Here is a 16,769-nt window from a genome sequence, read left to right as displayed (position 1 = left end):
GTTGAATGTTCAAGGGCAGGGCAGAAGATGGCATCATGAATGAGTCCATTTCACCTCCTGCCACGCTGCGCTGCATGACGGTAGTTTTCATGGGGGCGCTGCTTGTCTTTCTGTGCAGCTGCATGCAGGGCCCGGCAGATCCAGGATCAACGTTTCACAAAGGCCTGCAGCGAGATGCCTGGAGAACTCTGTCGGCATACGATGCAGCGCTCCTGACACATCGCGAACGAAACCGAACTGAAGTCCCTCCCGCCTATTGGGATCCCGGCATCCAGCAGCTGCAACCCCTGAAGGTGTATACGCATCGGGGGAACCTCGTCGTCGTTCAGAGCGTGGTCGATGGTGTGGAGCACGGGAAATACATTGACCTGCCGGTCGCGCCCTTTCACCCCGTCTCCGCCTGGTTTTCCCACAAACACGCCGTGGACGGCTTTGTCTTCCTCCCGGCTCCGGGGAAAGGGGTGTTTGATTATACGCGCACGCTGCCAGCGGGGCCACACCACGGGCGCTGAAGGGCTGGCAGCCGGGAAGGTAAAGCAGGCAAAACATCCAATTCTCATGAGTGAATACAAAAATATTTGGGCGGATGAATTGCGGGGTCTGGTGCAGGAGTGCTTCAAGCTGGAGCCGATCCCTGCACGGGAGAGCCTCACGCCGTTGCAGGAGATGCAGTGCCGCATTCTCGGGGGGCATCTTTTGAACTGGCTCGACAACTGGGGGCCTCAGCTCATTCTGGAGCGGAATGTTTATGCGGACCTGCGCCCCCCGGATGAAAGGCCGGAGGACAAGGAACCAATCATCGTTTTTGTCATGGATGAGCCTGGCTTGGTAGCCGCCCGGGAGATCATCCGGGATACCAGCGGAAGGTTGGTCTATGTCCGAAAGAAGGATTTTGACTTCTGCATGGCGATCAACCCTGACCCTGGGTATGTCTGCCACTGCGTGCTGCAGTCGCTCTTCTTGGAGGAAGGTGAGCAAGGCGTGGATTTCACGGCGCTGCGCGAGCGGTTTAACCTGGACGCGGACACCCCCATCGGCGTGCACTATGACTGCTCCACCATGGGTCCGCTGTTTGCCCGGGGCGGGCTTCACCTGTGGGCCTTCACCGAGGACGGCCCCAAGCTCATCGAAGAAGCCTTCGAGAGCTGGGTTTCCTGATCAGGGTTTGAACGCCCGTCTCTATCAAGACAGCCCGGCTTCTGCCAGCCGCTCCTTGAGGTCGCTCGCCAGCAAGGCTTGAAGGATGCCTTCGATGCGGCCTTCCATGAACTGATCGAGGTTGTACAATGTCAGCTCGATGCGGTGGTCCGTCACACGATTCTGCGGGTAGTTGTAGGTGCGGATTTTCTCCTCTCGGCCACCGCTGCCGATGAGGTTTTTGCGGTTCGCGGAGTACTTGGCGGCTTCTTCCTGCTGCTTCTTTTCCAGCAGGCGTGAGCGCAGAATGCTCAGGGCCTTTTCCTTGTTCTTGATCTGGCTGCGGCCGTCCTGACAGCGCACGATGGTGCCGCTGGGAATGTGCAGCACCTGCACGGCGGAGTCCGTGGTGTTCACGCCCTGACCGCCTGCGCCGGAGGAGCGGCAGACTTCGATGCGGACCTCGTCTGACTTGAGTTCGAAATCGACTTCCTCGGCCTCGGGCATCACGGCCACGGTGGCGGCGGAAGTGTGGATGCGGCCCTGCGCTTCGGTGGCCGGCACGCGCTGCACGCGGTGCACACCGCTTTCGTATTTCATCACGCGGTACACGTCTTCACCGCTGATTTTGACGATGACTTCCTTGAACCCGCCGACTTCGGAGGGGCTGGTGTCGAGGGATTCAATCTTCCACCCACGGCCTTCCGCAAAGCGCGTGTACATGCGCAGCAGATCGGCGGCAAACAGGGAGGCTTCATCACCGCCGGTGCCGGCGCGGATTTCGAGAATGATGTCGCGGCCTTCGAGCGGATCGGGCGGCAATATGGATTCCTGGATGGCCTTTTCGAGATCGACGAGGCGCTGCTCCAGCACGGGGATTTCTGCAGCGGCCATCTCGGCGAATTCCTTGTCCTCCTGCGACTTGGCCATCACACGGCTCTCGGCCAGTTCCACCTGGGTTTTCTCAAACGCATCCCATGAGGTCAGCAGGTTTTGCAGGCTGCGGTGTTCGCGCAGCATGTCGCCCGCCTTCTTGGCATCGTCGTAGAAATTCGGGCGGCCGATGATGTCTTCGAGATCCGCGAAGCGGGTGCGTTTGCCGGCGATGACGCCTGAGTAGTCCATGTGGGGGGAAAGAGAAGGGAGGGAGCAGAGACAAAAAGAAAACGGTGCCCAGCACGAGGCATGGACACCGTTTGACTAAAAGGAGGGGGCTGTGAGCTACGCTTCGGCAGGAGCTTCGGCGGCGGCAGGAGCAGCGGCTTCGAGCTTCGGAGCAGTGCGGCGGGCGCGGACGGAACCGTAGCGCTGGGCGAACTTGTCCACACGGCCGGCGGTATCAATGAAGCGCTGTTCACCGGTGAAATACGGGTGGCAGGCGGAGCAGATGCCGATACGGAGGTTTGGCACGGTCGAGATCGTGTTGTACACGGCACCGCAGGTGCAGGTGATCGTCGTCTCGGTGGTCTTGGGATGGATGTTTTCTTTCATGGTGGTGGGGAACCACGTGGTCGGGCGAGGCGCGGAATGCAGCTTTCGCCGGAGCGTGGGGATGAGCAGATTAGTGGAAATTGAGGCGGGGTCAAGGGGGAGTGAAGGAGGAAATAGGGCGACGGATGGGGCGTGGCGAACGTAGAAGGGCGGAGTTTGTTCGTGTGGCGGAGCTACCCGGAGCCGTTTAAAAAACGGCGCTCCCAGTACAGAATGGTGTTGGCGAGAGCTGTGACGCCCGAATGCGGCTCATGGCGCATTCAACCCGCTGATAGCATCACTCCCTTGGCTGCGTTACCGCGCACACCATGATCCACCGACTTTGTCTCCTCCTCACCCTCGTCGTTTGCACCCAACTCCATGCGGCGGGGCCGAATGTGGTGGTGATGCTGGCGGATGATTCGGGGTGGGGGGATTATTCGATCAATGGAAACACGAATCTCAAAACACCGAACATTGATTCGCTGGCGCAGTCGGGGGCGCGGTTTGATCGCTACTTCGTTTGTGCGCTTTGCGCGCCCACGCGGGGCGAGTTTCTCACTGGGCGCTACCATTCGCGCGGCGGTGTGAAGGGGGTGTCCACGGGGCTGGAGCGGCTGAACGCGGATGAAAAAACCATCGCGGACGCCTTTCTGGCTTCGGGGTACGCCACGGGGGCCTTTGGGAAATGGCACAATGGCAGCCAGTGGCCCTACCACCCGAATGCGCGCGGGTTTCAGGAATACGTGGGCTACACCTCGGGGCACTGGGGCGAGTACTTTGACCCGCCGCTGGAGCACAATGGGAAGATGTTTCGCGCCAAAGGCTTCATCGTGGATGTGCTGGTGGGCAAGGCGATGGAGTTCATCGAGACCAACCGAGAGAAGCCGTTTTTTTGCTACATCCCGCTGACGACGCCGCACTCGCCTTTCAGCGTGCCGGACGAGCATTGGAACAAGTTCAAAGACTCACCGGTGACGATGCGGGGTGCGGATGGTGAAAAGGAAGACCTCGCCGTGAGCCGCACGGTGCTGGCGATGATGGACAACATCGATGTGAATGTGGGGCGGGTGCTGAAGAAGCTGGATGATCTGAAGCTGAGCGAGAACACCATCGTGGTCTATTTCAGCGACAACGGCCCCAACAGCGTCCGCTGGAACGGCGGCATGAAGGGGAAGAAGGGCGTCACGGATGAAGGCGGGGTGCGTTCCGTGCTCTTCGTGCGCTGGCCGGGCAAGATCAAGGAAGGCAGCACGATCACACGCATCGCAGGGGCGATCGACCTGCTGCCCACTCTGACGGCACTCGCTGGCGTGAAACCCGTGAGCACCAAGCCGCTGGATGGCTGGGATTTCTCCACCCTGCTGCTCGGAGGCGAGTGGAAGCGCGGGCCGCGCGAACTTATGAATTACAACGGTGGCAAGCTCAGCGTGCGTTCGGAGACCTATCGCCTTGATGCGAGTGGCGTGCTGTTTGACATGGTGGCTGATCCGAATCAGACCAAGGACATCACGGCCGAGCAACCGCAGATCGCCGCTGACCTGGCGGCCAAGGCCACGGCCTGGCATCAGGAAGTCTTTGGGAAACCCTATTTTCCCACTCCTGCCGGTGCCAAAGGCAAGGGGCAGGGGAAGGCCAAGGGGAAAAATCCGGGGGCTGAACCCTTCGCGGATGACCGGCCCTATCCGGTGGGTTACGCCGAGTTTCCCATCACGATGCTGGAAGCGCGCGATGGCATTCCGCATGGCGAGGTTAAGCGCAGCTCGAATGCGCCAAACTGCTCCTACTTTGTGAACTGGAAGACCAAGGAAGATGCCATGACCTGGGACATCGACGTGCACACCGCCGGTGAATATGAGGTGAGCATTGATTATGCCTGCCCGGAGGCCGATGCCGGATCGACCGTGGAACTCAGCTTCGACACCGCCAAAACGACTGGCAAAGTGACCCCCGGCTGGTTTCCGCGTCTGCTGGATGACCAGGACCGCGCCCCACGCAAAGGCGAGAGCTACATGCGTGATTTTCACAGCCTGTCACTGGGCACGATCAAGCTGCCGGCCAAGCGCGGACTGCTGACGCTGCAGGCGCTGGAGATCTCCGGGCAGACGGTCATGGAGGTGCGGCGTGTGACGCTGACCCTGAAGACAAAGTGATTCATGGCATGAATCCTGATGTTGCAAGCTGTCTCCGGCCTGTAAGAGTTCCCACCCATCCCGTATGAAATTGACACGTGCTTTCTTTCTTGCCCTCGTCCCGATGCTCATGACCGCCTGCGGCTCCTTTACACCAGCGACAGCCAGTGGGGGCCCGGGGATCGTGGTCGGTGCGGGAGAGATTCGTGAATGCGGACAGGGAAGGGTGCAGTTCCCAGGCGGGGTGTACACAGCGGAGCTGGTGTCAACCCGAGGCACCTACTATCTGGCTCCCGAGCCGCTCAAGACTCTGGGGGTGCTGCTGGGCCGTGCAGAGCGTGGCGGCATTTATGTTTCCAACGGTCCAGGCAATCCGCAGTCTGCCTGGTTTGGCGATCTGAGGGACGCTGCGACTGCCACCAAGCCCAGCACCTTGTTTGAGGCCGTCGGAGCCCATTCGACGAGACTGTGGCCTTACGCGCCGCAGATTCCCTTTCAGGTGAAAAAATAACGACGGCACCGTGAGCAGTCCCCCCGCAAGTGGAGGATTCAAACGTAAGTACTTTGTCTTAGCGCCCGGTTTTCGTTGCGCGCAACGTTATAAAAACTATAATTCGGGGCGTTTATGAACAGCCGCCTCATCACATGGTCAGTCGCCTCCGCCGTCCTGCTGGCGGGGGGGATCGTCGCAGTGAAGGAGGGCTGGCTGAATGGCTGGGAAATGCGGCTGGGCGAACTGATGACGAGCCCCGGCGCCCAGTATTCGGCGGCCAAATTCCGCCTCGATCTGGTGGACCAGTTCAATTATTCCCGCATGGCGGAGAAAACGCCGACCCTGCGGGTGGATCCTGAAATGGAGGCCTGGCTGGCCCGTGAGTTTCCGAAAATCGACACGACCAACCTCGATAAAGTCACCGAACTGGTGCAGGAGGGCATGCCACGCTACTACCGCGTCTCCGTCTGCTCCGCCAGCAGTCCCAGCCTGCGGGAACTGCTGCAGCGCTTTCATGAGTATTCGCATCGCTCCCAGCCGGAGATGACGCATATGGCCATCGCCCTGCGCCCACGCGCCAGCGGACTGATGCATGAGGCACTGCTCGTGCTGGGCCAGCGCCTGCGTGATTTCACACCTGAGGAACTGACCCAGTCCGGCGATGAACCGTTTTTCAGCACCTGCGTCCACTGCAAGCAGCCGCACTTCATGAAGCTCTCACGAGCGCAGCGCAGCATGGCCCTCGAGTGCCCGAAGTGTCACCGCAAGTACGCCGTGATCGCGGCGGACAGCGCAGGCCGCTTCCACTATGTGAACGAGTTTCTGACGGGCTACGCGCCCCCGGCGGCGTTTGCGAAAAACCAGTCGCGGGTGCAGCAGCTTTTCACCATCTGGTCCGCCGTCCATGCCAACTGCCGCTACACCAATGACCCCGGTGCCAAGGCGGGCAGCAGCTTTGCCAAGCCGGAGCAGACGGACTGCTGGCAGTTTGCGGATGAAACTCAGCGCCTGCAGCATGGCGACTGCGAGGATTCCTCCATCTTCCTGGCCGACTGGCTGATGTCCCGCGGTTTCCAAGTGCGGGTGGCTTTGGGCCGTTATGGCGATCTCGGCGGGCATGCCTGGTGCGTGGTGAAGATCGAGGACAAAGAGTATCTGCTGGAATCGACGGAAAGCCGTCCGGATCCGAGCGATCCGCCGCTGGCGAGCCGCGTGGGCAGCCGATATGTGCCTGAGGTGCTGTTTGACCGCTTCGCCATCTATGTGCCCACCAGTGCCAATCGCTCATGGAAGGGCGACTACTGGTCCGCAAACACCTGGACACGGGTGGAACCACGTGCCGAGCTGGGTGGCGATCCGATCCTGGCCCGGGCCCCGCTTGGCAGGGGTAAACCGGGGCAGAATGTTCTCGATCCTGCCACTTCAGCCGATGCCACCCGCCTCGCGCGCACGACCTTCGCCAGCCCCGCTTCACCCACGTTTCTCAACATGGGGGACATCCCTGTAGGGGCCAAAGACTGGCGGCAGTCCATGGTGCCGAAGCGCACTCCCTGAGCCAAAGTGGAGCGCGGGGGCGTCATCATAAGTTGACGCCCTGTCATGACGCATCCAGCATCTTGTTCTCATGCTTGCCAGTATTGCCATCCTTACGCTGTTCGGCATCCTGCTCATCATGCTGGAAACCTTCCTGCCCGGCTGGGTGGCTGGCATCCTAGGCACCCTTGCCATATTCGCCGCCATCTGGCTTGCCTTGATGTCAGAAGAGCTGGTCGGCTGGACTTCCAACCAGCGGGTGGGGCTTGCGCTGGCCATCGTGGTGTTTGCCATGGCGGTCTTGATCATCTGGCTGCGCTGGTTTGCCGTGAAGTTTTTCCGGCGTGCGCTGACTCTCACTACGAGCATTGAGACCCCGCCTGCTCTCGGAGCCGCACCAGGCACCCAAGGTGTGGCGCTCACGGAGCTTCGCCCGCTGGGCCGTGCTGAAATTGACGGCCAGCGCTACGAGGTGCGCTGCCAGAACGGCCTCGCCGCCGCCGGCACCCGTGTCGAGGTGATCGCTGCCGAACCCGGCAATCTCCTGGTCCGCATCGTCTGAAACATTCTTCCATCTTCAACCCACATACCACCCACTCATGTCCACTCTCGAAATATTCCTCATCGGCGCCGTCATCATTGTCGCGCTCGTCCTGTTCCTGATGGTTGCGAAGTTTTTCAATCTCTGGCTGCGTGCCCGCATCGCCAATGCGCCGGTCAGCTTTCCCACCCTGCTGGCCATGTGGCTGCGGGGTGTGCCGAATGCCTTGATCGTCGATACCCGCATCACGGCTGCCAAGGCCGGCATCCCCATCGGCACCGATCAGCTGGAAGCGCACTTCCTCGCCGGTGGTGAAGTGACTCACGTCGTGCTCTCCTTGATCGCCTCCGACAAGGCCGGCATCCCGCTCGATTTCAACCGCGCCTGCGCCATCGACCTCGCCTGTAAAGGCACCAGCAAAACGGTGCTCGAAGCCGTACGCACCAGCATCAATCCCAAGGTCATCGACTGCCCGCACCCCGACATGGGCCGCGGCGGCAAGATCGACGCCGTTGCCAAGGATGGCATTTCCCTGCGCGTCCGTGCGCGAGTGACCGTGCGCACGAACCTCGACCGCTTTGTGGGTGGTGCCACGGAGGAGACCGTCATCGCCCGTGTGGGGGAAGGCATCGTCACCTGCATTGGTTCCTCGTCCTCTTATAAGGACGTCCTCGAAAATCCGGACGCCATCTCCAAACTCGTGCTGCACAAAGGCGTAGACGCCGGCACCGCCTTTGAAATCCTTTCCATCGACATTGCCGACATCGACGTCGGCGAAAACGTCGGTGCCAAGCTCCAGACCGAGCAGGCCGAGGCCGACAAGAAGATCGCTCAGGCCATGGCCGAAATGCGCCGCGCCGCCGCCGTGGCGCTGGAGCAGGAAATGTCCGCCCGCACCCAGGAAATGCGCGCTCGCGTGGTGGAAGCCGAAGCGCAGGTGCCGCTAGCGATCGCCGAAGCCTTCCGCAACGGCCAGCTCGGCGTCATGGACTACGCCAAGTATAAAAACGTGCTCGCCGACACGGACATGCGCAGCAAGATCGCCGGGGAATCCTCCGGCGCCAAATAACCACGCAGGCGTTTTTTGACCATGCATCCACTACTGCTGAGCAGCGAGTTCGATCCTTTCCAGGTGGCGATCATTGTCATCGCGGTCTTGGCAGGCTTCGTGAAATGGCTGTGGGAGACCTTTCAGCAGAAGACCGGCGCTGCACCCGCACCACCGCCCGACCCCGAAGAGCAGCGCCTGCGCGAAGCCGCCTGGCGCAAGCAGACCGGGCAGCCATCGGCCGCTCCGCCCCGCCCTCCCCCCTTGGCAGCGCCGTCCCCCTGGGATGAACTGCGCAAGGCATGGAAAGAGCTTCAGGATGTGGCCAAGTCCAGCCAGGCACCATCCCAGCCCCGCCGACCGCAACCCCAAGCCCAGCGCCAGCAGCCGCAGCGTCCAGCGCCACCCCTGCCGGCCCAGCGACAGCAGCCCCAACGCCAGCGCCAGCGTCAGCAGCCGCCCGCCCTTGCGGCTGCCGCACCCGTGGAAGTGCCCCCAGTTGCCGCCGTCAAAACTCCCGCTGTGACGCCCGAACCGCCAGCGGTTGTCCTGTCCAAGCCCGCAGCTCCCGCGGGGTCCATTCTGGCCAGCTTGCGTCAGCTTCGCCAGGATCCCGCCCTCATGCGGCAGGCAATTTTGATGCAAGAGATACTTGGTCCGCCAAAAGCCTTGCAATCCTCCCGCGATTTAGCTATCTAAGGATCCTTCTTTGAGAAATGCCGGCGTGGTGAAATTGGTAGACGCGCTAGACTCAAAATCTTGTATCCGTGAGGATGTGTCGGTTCGAGTCCGACCGCCGGTACTCTAAGAAGCTGTAGCTGGGGTTTTGAGGGGACGAAAATTGGCCTGAATCAGGTGGTGGCAAAAAACCTGATGGCAGATTTGGAAGTCCCTGTGCGACGGTGCATCCGCACATTGTGTTGGAGAAAAGGACTGGCTTATCGAGCCGTGGTGAGCACTTCAGCCAGGGAAAGACTGCCATGCCGCCTTTGACGCTGCCAAAAACTGGACCTTTAAAAGTCGCCGCCAATGGTTGAAAAAAGCCGGGTATCAGCACCATGAGGGCGGGCTTGGTGCTTCTTTGTCTGCTGCGGCGATCATCTCCCGGTAATGGTCAAAAAGCTTTGTTGCCAGAGCTACAGCATCATTACCGTGGTTGCGTGGTATTCACCCACTCAAGCTCCTACTCACCTAATGCCTTGCTGAAGTCGTTCGCAAGAAAGCCTTCGCGGCCATACGCCATGGGCAGTTCTTCGTCACTGTAAGTGGTTCCGGCTGCAAGATGGCCGCGGAGAAAGGTGTGAAACTTCTGCCAGCGCGCGAGGTAGTAATCTTTGACGAGGCCATTCCACTCGCGCCAAGAGTAGTCGAAGATGGTGAGAGCGTTGTCTTTTTGCAACGGTCCCCCAACGGTGACCAGACCGCGAGCATTTGTTTCATAAAGGTTCTTCTCTTCGGTGCTGCTGCCCCAGAAGCGAGCGTCATTAATCAACTTGGGGAGGGATGATCCGGGACGCGATGAGAGGAGCGCATCCAGATCAACGAAGAGCTGCTCGAAGTCCGCCACCGCCTTGTCGAAGGTTGCGAGGTCTCTTTTAAACCAGGCATTGCGCACGCGGGGCTGGAGAGGCTGCGCGTAGTTGCTGAGTGCTTCGCGGCCAATGTCCTCGATGTCGTAAAGATATGCGTCAGACGGTTTCAGCCTGTCCTCAACTGCAAGAAGCAGTCTGAAAAATTCCATAACATAACGATGATTACGTAGGGGATGGTTGAGAGCCCACTCAATGAAGGTGTTTGTCAGGGCAGGAAGGACGTAATGCCGCGGATGCCTGCCAGGGGTCCGCCCAAGCTCATTGGCAGGCAGCATGCCGCCGTTCTTTAAATTATAACCTCGACTTTGAAGGGCCGTTTTGTTTTTATCTTCAAGGTTCTCAGCCGCTGCCCATCCAACCTAAATATTCTGCGTCGAGAAATCCAGAGAAACCACGCAGAACCGATTTTTGTACACCCATGTCGTCATTCACGCATCCTTTGATTCGCCGCAGCCCGGTGTGGGCGCTGCTCCTGTCGGCCTGCCTGTTCTGTGCGTGGAGCCTGAGAGTGATGGGAGATCCCGACATGAACGTCACCAAGGCGGTGTGGAAGTCGCTGTATGGCGTGACGGACGCACAAATCAATGACCAGGCGTGGCTGGGGCGCGATGATGACGGCGACGGTATGAGCAACGGGTCGGAGATCATTGCGGGCACCCATCCCTTCCGCTCCGGCTCCGTTCTGAAGGTCTCTTCAATGAATTTGACCGGCGGCATGGTGAACGTGGTTGTCCCCACGCAGATCGGCAAGCTCTACATCCTGCAGGCCTCTTCCAGCCTGACGGGCGCGAGCTGGGCCGCTCTGACGCCCAATGTTCAGATCATCGGCGATGGCAGCACGCAGACGCTCTCCGGGGCGGCGTCCGGCACCAGTTCCTTTTACCGTGTGCTGGTGCAGGATGTGGACTCCGCCGGTGACCAGGTGGGCGACTGGGCCAAAAAGGTGCTCGGCTATACGCCCGGCACGCCCATTGGCTCGCAGTCCAGCTACGACCACACGCAGCTCGCGACGAACCTGCAATCACAAAACGTGGTCAGCCTGACGGCGGTGGATGCCTCGACCACGCAGCCGGCAGACGCCGCGACGCCTGCGGGCGACGTAGGCGTGATCACCGTGCAGCGCACCGGCTACAATCTGCTGAATCCCATCACGGTGCCTCTCAGCAAGGCAGGCTCAGCGGTCGAGGGGACGGATTACGCGGCCATTCCCTCAGCAGTGACTTTTCCTGCAGGAGTGAACTCGGTGGACATCAAAATCACGCCGCTCTACAACGCCAGCCGGATGACGAGCTGTGTGGTGTCTTTGACGGCGGGGGCTCCGGGCACGGCGGGGGCCTCGGGGAATTACTCACTCAGCCCGTTGTCGATCAGCGCCGGGGTGACGATCAACCCATCCGGCAATCCCACGGGCACAGGGCTCACGGGCAATTACTGGGTCGGAGCCAGTACGAACTATGCCAGCAGTGCGAACTTCGGCGGCAACGGCGCGACCTACACCTACACCAAGTTGACGGGCACGACCGGCACCGCCGTGATCACCTACACCGGCACGACCGGTTTTTCGACGACCTCTCCGAACAACCGGGTGAACATGACCTTTTCTGCCGGCAGTCTCGCTGGCGGCACGTATGATGGCATCAAGACGATCACTTCAGTCTCCGGGCAGACGATCACGGTGTCCATCACGGGGGCCACGGTGCCCAGTTCGCAGACTGGCAGCGCTGCCTGCCTGCTAAACCCTCCGGTCGTGACACGGCTGGACCCGACGGTCGCGTTCAGCTGGCTGTATGGCTCACCCAACGGCACCAACTTCGTCGGGGCGGACAATTATTCCGTGGCCTGGGATGGCTATCTCTCGCCCTCCACTGCGGGCACTTATGTGTTCCAGCTCGATGCGGATGACAAGGCACGCGTGTATCTCGACACCGGCAGCGGGCTGACCCAAATCCTGGAGAATGGCTGGGACACCACAGCGACGGGAGCTTTCAAACAGAGCGGCCAGTTCACTCTGGCCGTGCCTGCTGCTCCAGCCAACCGCTACCACATGCGGGTCGAGTTTGTGGAAACCACTGGGAACGCGAAGTGCAAATTGCAGTGGCAGATCAATGGCGGAACCTTCGCAAACATTCCCAGTACGAATGTTTACACCAACAACACCGGCAGCACGACGGGCTGGGCTGCCAGCTACTACGCCAATACAACTCTGACAGCACCTGCGGCAGGGACGCAGACGGACAGCGCCATCACCAACGGCAACAACGGCGACTGGGGGACGGGGTCGCCCGACCCACTGATCTACCACAATTACTTCTGCTGCCGCTGGACCGGGCAGATGCTTCCTCAATATAGCGAGACCTACACTATCACCGTGAACGCCGATGATTCGGCCAAACTGTGGATCAACGGCCAGCCGATGGTGCTGCGGCGCCTGACGAATGACAATCCCAGCGTCACCTACACCTACACGCAGAACTCCTCAACCAGCGGCACCATTGTGCTGCCTTACACCAGCGCCGCCGTCAATGTGGGGGATGTGATTCCGTTGAAGTTCACCACCGGCAATCTCAGTGCGAACTACAACATCTCTCTGCCCTACACCGTCAGTGCGGTCACAGCAGGGGTGAACTTCACCACCGCACTCTCAGGCATGAGCCTGCCTGCCTCGGGCACGGGAAGCGGTACCCTCGACACCACCAATCTGCCCATTGACTGGCCGGTGTATTCCGGAGCCGACCGCTACGTCACCCTCGCCCTGCAGGCAGGGGTGCTATATGACATCAAGCTGGAGACTTGCGAATTCAGCAGCGCTGCAGGCGCAACGCTCTCTTGGTACAGTCCGAGTCAGTCGAAGCAGGCCATTCCCACCGCGCGCCTGTTCCCGACGATGACCGGACAGACGCCACTTGCGGGCAATCCACCTGCCGGGCCGCCCGCAATCACCAGCCCGACGAATGTGATCACGATGCTGAATTCCGGCTCGCCGTTCAGTTTGACCCTGACAGCGAGCAATGGCGCAGGGACATTCACCGCCAGCGGGCTTCCTGCCTGGCTCACACTCACCAATGGTGTGCTTAGCGGCACTCCGCCGCAGGCAGGCATCTACCAGTTCACGGTTTACGCCTCAAACAGTGCCGGCAGCACCAGCGCCGTGGTCACAATACAAGTGAAGGACGGTGGGGGCCAGTTCACGCGTGAACTCTGGACTGCGGGAGTCACGGGGGCGACGCTCAACGATGTGCCCTGGGGCTCCGCACCGACGACCACCAATACCATCACCAGCGTCGAGGACAACACGACAACCTATGGTGCCAACACGGGGGAAAGGCTGCGCGGCTATTTCACCCCGCCCATGACGGGGAACTACTATTTCTGGCTGTCAGCCGCCAATGTTGCTGAGCTGTGGATTTCCAACAACGGAGAGCCCGTCAACAAAGTCCGCCGTGCTTATGTGACCGGCCCTGCTGGAACCTCCACGCGCACGTGGAACACGAATGCCAGTCAAAAATCCGGCTGGCTCGCGCTGACAGCAGGGCAGCCGTATTACATGGAGGTGCTGCACAACACCGGAGCCAGCGGCGGTGCAAACAATCTCTCGGTCGGGTGGTTTCTGGATCCCACCGGGAACTCAACAGCGATCTCTAACGGCAGCGGACCTGCGGATGCTTCGTCGGGAGGGGTGGTTCCTGGCTTCGTGCTCTCGCCATGGGACAATCCGCCCACCACCGCCATCCCGGGAGCCTTGTATGTCACCAATCTTCAGGGAGCGGCCGGGCTTTCAAACATCACCGGCAACGGCGGCGCGTTCATGCGCGTCAGCGGTTCCACGGCGGTGGTGCATCTGAATTACTCGGGGCTCACCTCCGGCAGCATTTCCCGCCGCATCTATGCGGCGCAAAGCGGTGGAAATCCGGTGATGCTGTTTGATTTCGACGCGCAGGACCGGAACTACCCCACGCAGCGAACCTCAGATGGCGGCTACACCTGGAACATGCAGGCATCCGACCTCACCGCGCTGGGAGACGGCACCGTTTTTGTCAGCATAGGCACCGTCAACAATCCCAACGGTGAGCTCACCGGCACGTTCGGGGCGGTTCCAGGCTCGCAAACCCCGCCTGCGCTGCCCAGCTACCCCGCCTGGACGGACGACCATGGAACGGATGCCGGAGCTGTGCGCTTTCTCACGCAGGCCACGTTTGGCCCCGGACCGGATGACATCACGTATGTCAAGGCGAACGGCTACCGGAGCTGGATTGAAAATCAGTTCGGCCTGTCCGCCACACACAACGTTCCCTACATCCTCTCCAACCTCAGCAGCGACCCGCAGAACCCGTACAACAGTTCGCTCTTCTTCAACTCCTGGTGGAAGAACTCCGTGACCGCGTCGGATCAGCTGCGTCAGCGTGTCGCCTTCGCGCTGAGTGAAATCCTCGTCGTGTCAGACACCGGCCCGCTCAACAACAACGGCCGCATTCTTGCCGACTACTATGACAACCTCGTGGACTCCTGCTTTGGCAACTACCGGGACATCCTCAAGCAGGTCACGCTCACTCCTGCCATGGGCCTGTATCTGGACATGCGCGCCAATGACAGGGGCAGTGATGCAACGGGCATTCACCCCAATGAAAACTACGCGCGTGAAATCATGCAGCTCTTCTCCATCGGACTGTACCGCCTGTGGCCGGACGGCTCGCTCGTGCTCGACTCGAATGGCAACGCGGTGCCGACCTATGATCAATCCGTCATCACCGGCATGGCCCGCGTCTTTACTGGCTGGACCTGGGGGCAGGCGATGAGCAACGGCAGGCTGCCGACCAACTTCTTTCCCAGCGCCAACTACCTGGACCCGATGGTTCTGGTGCCCTCGCATCATGAGCCGGGTCCCAAGGTGCTGCTCGACAATGTGGTCATCCCTCCTGCTGCCGTCACCTTTGTGAACGACTCCTCGCAGGATCCAAACCCAAACCCGATCACGATTCAATCCACGGACCCCGTGCTCGGTGCCGGCAATCTTGTCAGCACATCGATCACCAATTCCTATGATCTCAATGGACTGCGGGACTTGGAAATGGCTCACGACAACATCATCAACAACTCCGCCGTGGGGCCCTACATCTGCCGCCAGCTTATCCAGCGCCTCGTCACCAGCAATCCCAAGCCCGCCTACGTCCAGCGGGTCGTCCGTGCGTTCAATGGTGAGCGCAACGTCGATGGGGTGGCCACCGGGGTGCGTGGAGACATGAAGGAGGTTGTGCGTGCCATCCTGCTCGACTACGAGGCGCGCAGCACCACTGCCGCAGCAGATGTCGGATTTGGCAAGCAACGCGAGCCGCTGCTGCGCCTCACCGGTCCTGCGCGAACCTTCCCGGCCTCGGGCATCGCCGGCTCCCGCTATCGCCAGATCGGCTACCAGCAGATTCTCATCACCACTCCCACAGCGCACAACCTGATCAATAATGACGTCATCCTGCTCGACAGTTTTGTTGATGACGGCGCTTTGACGAACAAACTTCCCAGCGTGGGTGGATACAGCGTCACAAACATCACGCCAAGCTATAGCACCAACAGTTCCACCGGTGTCGTGACGGTGACCGCGCCGGGTTTCCAAGCAGGTGACAGCGTGACGCTGCAGTTCACCTCGGGGACGCTTGGCACCACCACGCCCTACAACTCTGCAAACACGTACACGGTGGCCAGCGCGACCGCGACCAACTTCACGGTCAACATCGGCGCCAACAGCGTGAGCGGCAACCCCACCGGCAATGCCCTTCTGCCCAACAACTTCACCGTCAACACCACCGGCCTCGTCACTCCGAGCTACAATGGCGTGAACAACATCGTCACCATCACCGCCTCCGGCTACACCGCCGGTCACCAGGTTTATGTGAAGTTTTACAACAATGGTCTGGCCGGTGGTGCCTACGACGGCGTTTATACGATCACCTCGGCCACGAGCAGCACCTTTACCATCACACTCACAGGCAGCCCGCCGGCCACCAGCAGTGGCACGGCTTACATCCCGCGCTTCACCGGCGGCTACAACATCACCACCACAGGGGGTGTTTCGACCATCAGTCTGCAAACCAGTGGCAATCACAATCTCAAGGCCGGTGATCAGGTGTGGATCGACATTCTGGTGGCCAACGCCGGCACCCCCGCGCCGAGCCAGGTGTACACCGTGGTCAGCGCACCGCTGCCCAATCTGTTCACCGTCACCACTCCCACAACGGTGTCGAACGGATCTCAGAGCACGTCCGGCCAGGCGGTCTATCCGCTCTCCATCGGCCAGTGGACGCGCTCCGGCGGCTGCGCGGTGCAGAAGGGGACCTGGAACATGGGCTACAGTCAGAGTGACCTGACGCAGACACCGCTCGACTCCACCACGGTCTTCAACTTTTTCTATCCCGACTATCATTATCCTGGAGAGATGGCGAAGGCGGGCATGACGACGCCGGAGTTCCAGCTCACCAATGATTCGAACACCATGAACCTCACCAACACGGTGGCCGTTGGATTCCTCAACGGTGGCAACACCAACGGCTTCCAGAGCTTCCGCAACGGCGGCGGGGCCATCCCCATGGACATCAGCCCTTACATGACCGCAGGCCAGACCAGCAACGCAGGCATTCCCACGCTCGTGGACACGCTCTCCACACGTCTCATCGGCGGCAGTCTCAATTCAACCGCGCGCACGGCCATCATCAACTACGTGGCCAATACCACCAATTTCCCTTACACCACCCCCACCACGACCCAGATGCGTGACCGGGTGCGCGCCATCATCCATCTCATCGTCACCTCTGCCGAATACGCGATTCAGAAGTAA

Annotated in this window: 12 protein-coding genes and 1 tRNA gene; 10 read left to right on the top strand and 3 right to left on the bottom strand. The window is 60.6% G+C overall.

Annotation, left to right across the window (positions count from 1 at the left end; all coding sequences use genetic code 11):
• Positions 1–35: 35 nt before the first annotated feature.
• A complete protein-coding gene (locus AC3RLQ_RS08040) occupies positions 36–512 on the top strand; it encodes a hypothetical protein (RefSeq protein ID WP_493035988.1) in 477 nt (158 codons plus the stop codon).
• A 46-nt stretch (positions 513–558) separates the two neighbouring features.
• A complete protein-coding gene (locus tag AC3RLQ_RS08035; RefSeq protein WP_493035986.1) occupies positions 559–1,158 on the top strand; it encodes a hypothetical protein in 600 nt (199 codons plus the stop codon).
• 24 nt (positions 1,159–1,182) lie between these two features.
• Here the strand turns inward: AC3RLQ_RS08035 and prfA are convergent, their stop codons facing one another.
• Positions 1,183–2,262: a peptide chain release factor 1 gene (gene prfA, locus AC3RLQ_RS08030; protein ID WP_493035984.1), complete on the bottom strand. Its 1,080-nt coding sequence runs from the start codon at positions 2,260–2,262 to the stop codon at positions 1,183–1,185.
• A gap of 96 nt (positions 2,263–2,358) precedes the next feature.
• On the bottom strand, positions 2,359–2,628 hold the full coding sequence (gene rpmE / locus AC3RLQ_RS08025; RefSeq protein WP_422320899.1) for a 50S ribosomal protein L31: 270 nt from the start codon (positions 2,626–2,628) through the stop codon (positions 2,359–2,361).
• Between the two features lie 308 nt (positions 2,629–2,936).
• On the opposite strand from rpmE, the gene AC3RLQ_RS08020 reads away from it, so the two are divergent.
• The 7 genes from AC3RLQ_RS08020 to AC3RLQ_RS07990 all read left to right on the top strand — a co-directional run bounded on the left by AC3RLQ_RS08020 (position 2,937) and on the right by AC3RLQ_RS07990 (position 9,156).
• Positions 2,937–4,760: an arylsulfatase gene (locus tag AC3RLQ_RS08020; RefSeq protein WP_493035982.1), complete on the top strand. Its 1,824-nt coding sequence runs from the start codon at positions 2,937–2,939 to the stop codon at positions 4,758–4,760.
• Between the two features lie 64 nt (positions 4,761–4,824).
• Positions 4,825–5,250 (top strand): hypothetical protein, encoded by a 426-nt coding sequence (locus AC3RLQ_RS08015; protein WP_493035980.1) that lies wholly within the window; start codon positions 4,825–4,827, stop codon positions 5,248–5,250.
• Positions 5,251–5,364: 114 nt separating this feature from the next.
• Entirely contained in the window at positions 5,365–6,786 is a 1,422-nt protein-coding gene (locus AC3RLQ_RS08010; RefSeq protein WP_493035978.1) for a hypothetical protein, read from the top strand.
• 70 nt (positions 6,787–6,856) lie between these two features.
• Positions 6,857–7,327, top strand: a complete 471-nt coding sequence (locus AC3RLQ_RS08005; protein ID WP_493035976.1) for an NfeD family protein — start codon at positions 6,857–6,859, stop codon at positions 7,325–7,327.
• 37 nt (positions 7,328–7,364) lie between these two features.
• On the top strand, positions 7,365–8,375 hold the full coding sequence (gene floA, locus AC3RLQ_RS08000) for a flotillin-like protein FloA (protein WP_422316261.1): 1,011 nt from the start codon (positions 7,365–7,367) through the stop codon (positions 8,373–8,375).
• A 21-nt stretch (positions 8,376–8,396) separates the two neighbouring features.
• Positions 8,397–9,053, top strand: a complete 657-nt coding sequence (locus AC3RLQ_RS07995; protein ID WP_493035974.1) for a hypothetical protein — start codon at positions 8,397–8,399, stop codon at positions 9,051–9,053.
• Positions 9,054–9,072: 19 nt separating this feature from the next.
• Positions 9,073–9,156, top strand: a tRNA-Leu gene (locus tag AC3RLQ_RS07990).
• 381 nt (positions 9,157–9,537) lie between these two features.
• Here AC3RLQ_RS07990 and AC3RLQ_RS07985 read toward each other — a convergent pair.
• The gene (locus AC3RLQ_RS07985) at positions 9,538–10,221 is read right to left on the bottom strand and encodes an alpha-N-acetylglucosaminidase C-terminal domain-containing protein (RefSeq protein ID WP_493035972.1); all 684 of its coding nucleotides are present in this window, start codon (positions 10,219–10,221) and stop codon (positions 9,538–9,540) included.
• A 143-nt stretch (positions 10,222–10,364) separates the two neighbouring features.
• On the opposite strand from AC3RLQ_RS07985, the gene AC3RLQ_RS07980 reads away from it, so the two are divergent.
• Positions 10,365–16,769, top strand: coding sequence for a DUF1800 family protein (locus AC3RLQ_RS07980; protein ID WP_493035970.1), 6,405 nt, complete (start codon positions 10,365–10,367; stop codon positions 16,767–16,769).

The organism is Prosthecobacter sp. GW821-HT29F12 (assembly GCF_058803405.1).
This window is presented reverse-complemented; position numbering and strand designations above follow the sequence as displayed.

What these genes read in the sequence shown, in the direction of transcription:
- AC3RLQ_RS08035 (WP_493035986.1), top strand. Translation starts at nt 559, where the DNA reads ATGAGTGAATACAAAAATATTTGGGCGGATGAATTGCGGGGTCTGGTG.
- prfA (WP_493035984.1), bottom strand. Translation starts at nt 2,262, where the DNA reads ATGGACTACTCAGGCGTCATCGCCGGCAAACGCACCCGCTTCGCGGAT.
- AC3RLQ_RS08015 (WP_493035980.1), top strand. Translation starts at nt 4,825, where the DNA reads ATGAAATTGACACGTGCTTTCTTTCTTGCCCTCGTCCCGATGCTCATG.
- AC3RLQ_RS08010 (WP_493035978.1), top strand. Translation starts at nt 5,365, where the DNA reads ATGAACAGCCGCCTCATCACATGGTCAGTCGCCTCCGCCGTCCTGCTG.
- rpmE (WP_422320899.1), bottom strand. Translation starts at nt 2,628, where the DNA reads ATGAAAGAAAACATCCATCCCAAGACCACCGAGACGACGATCACCTGC.
- floA (WP_422316261.1), top strand. Translation starts at nt 7,365, where the DNA reads ATGTCCACTCTCGAAATATTCCTCATCGGCGCCGTCATCATTGTCGCG.
- AC3RLQ_RS07995 (WP_493035974.1), top strand. Translation starts at nt 8,397, where the DNA reads ATGCATCCACTACTGCTGAGCAGCGAGTTCGATCCTTTCCAGGTGGCG.
- AC3RLQ_RS08005 (WP_493035976.1), top strand. Translation starts at nt 6,857, where the DNA reads ATGCTTGCCAGTATTGCCATCCTTACGCTGTTCGGCATCCTGCTCATC.
- AC3RLQ_RS07985 (WP_493035972.1), bottom strand. Translation starts at nt 10,221, where the DNA reads ATGCTGCCTGCCAATGAGCTTGGGCGGACCCCTGGCAGGCATCCGCGG.
- AC3RLQ_RS07980 (WP_493035970.1), top strand. Translation starts at nt 10,365, where the DNA reads ATGTCGTCATTCACGCATCCTTTGATTCGCCGCAGCCCGGTGTGGGCG.
- AC3RLQ_RS08020 (WP_493035982.1), top strand. Translation starts at nt 2,937, where the DNA reads ATGATCCACCGACTTTGTCTCCTCCTCACCCTCGTCGTTTGCACCCAA.
- AC3RLQ_RS08040 (WP_493035988.1), top strand. Translation starts at nt 36, where the DNA reads ATGAATGAGTCCATTTCACCTCCTGCCACGCTGCGCTGCATGACGGTA.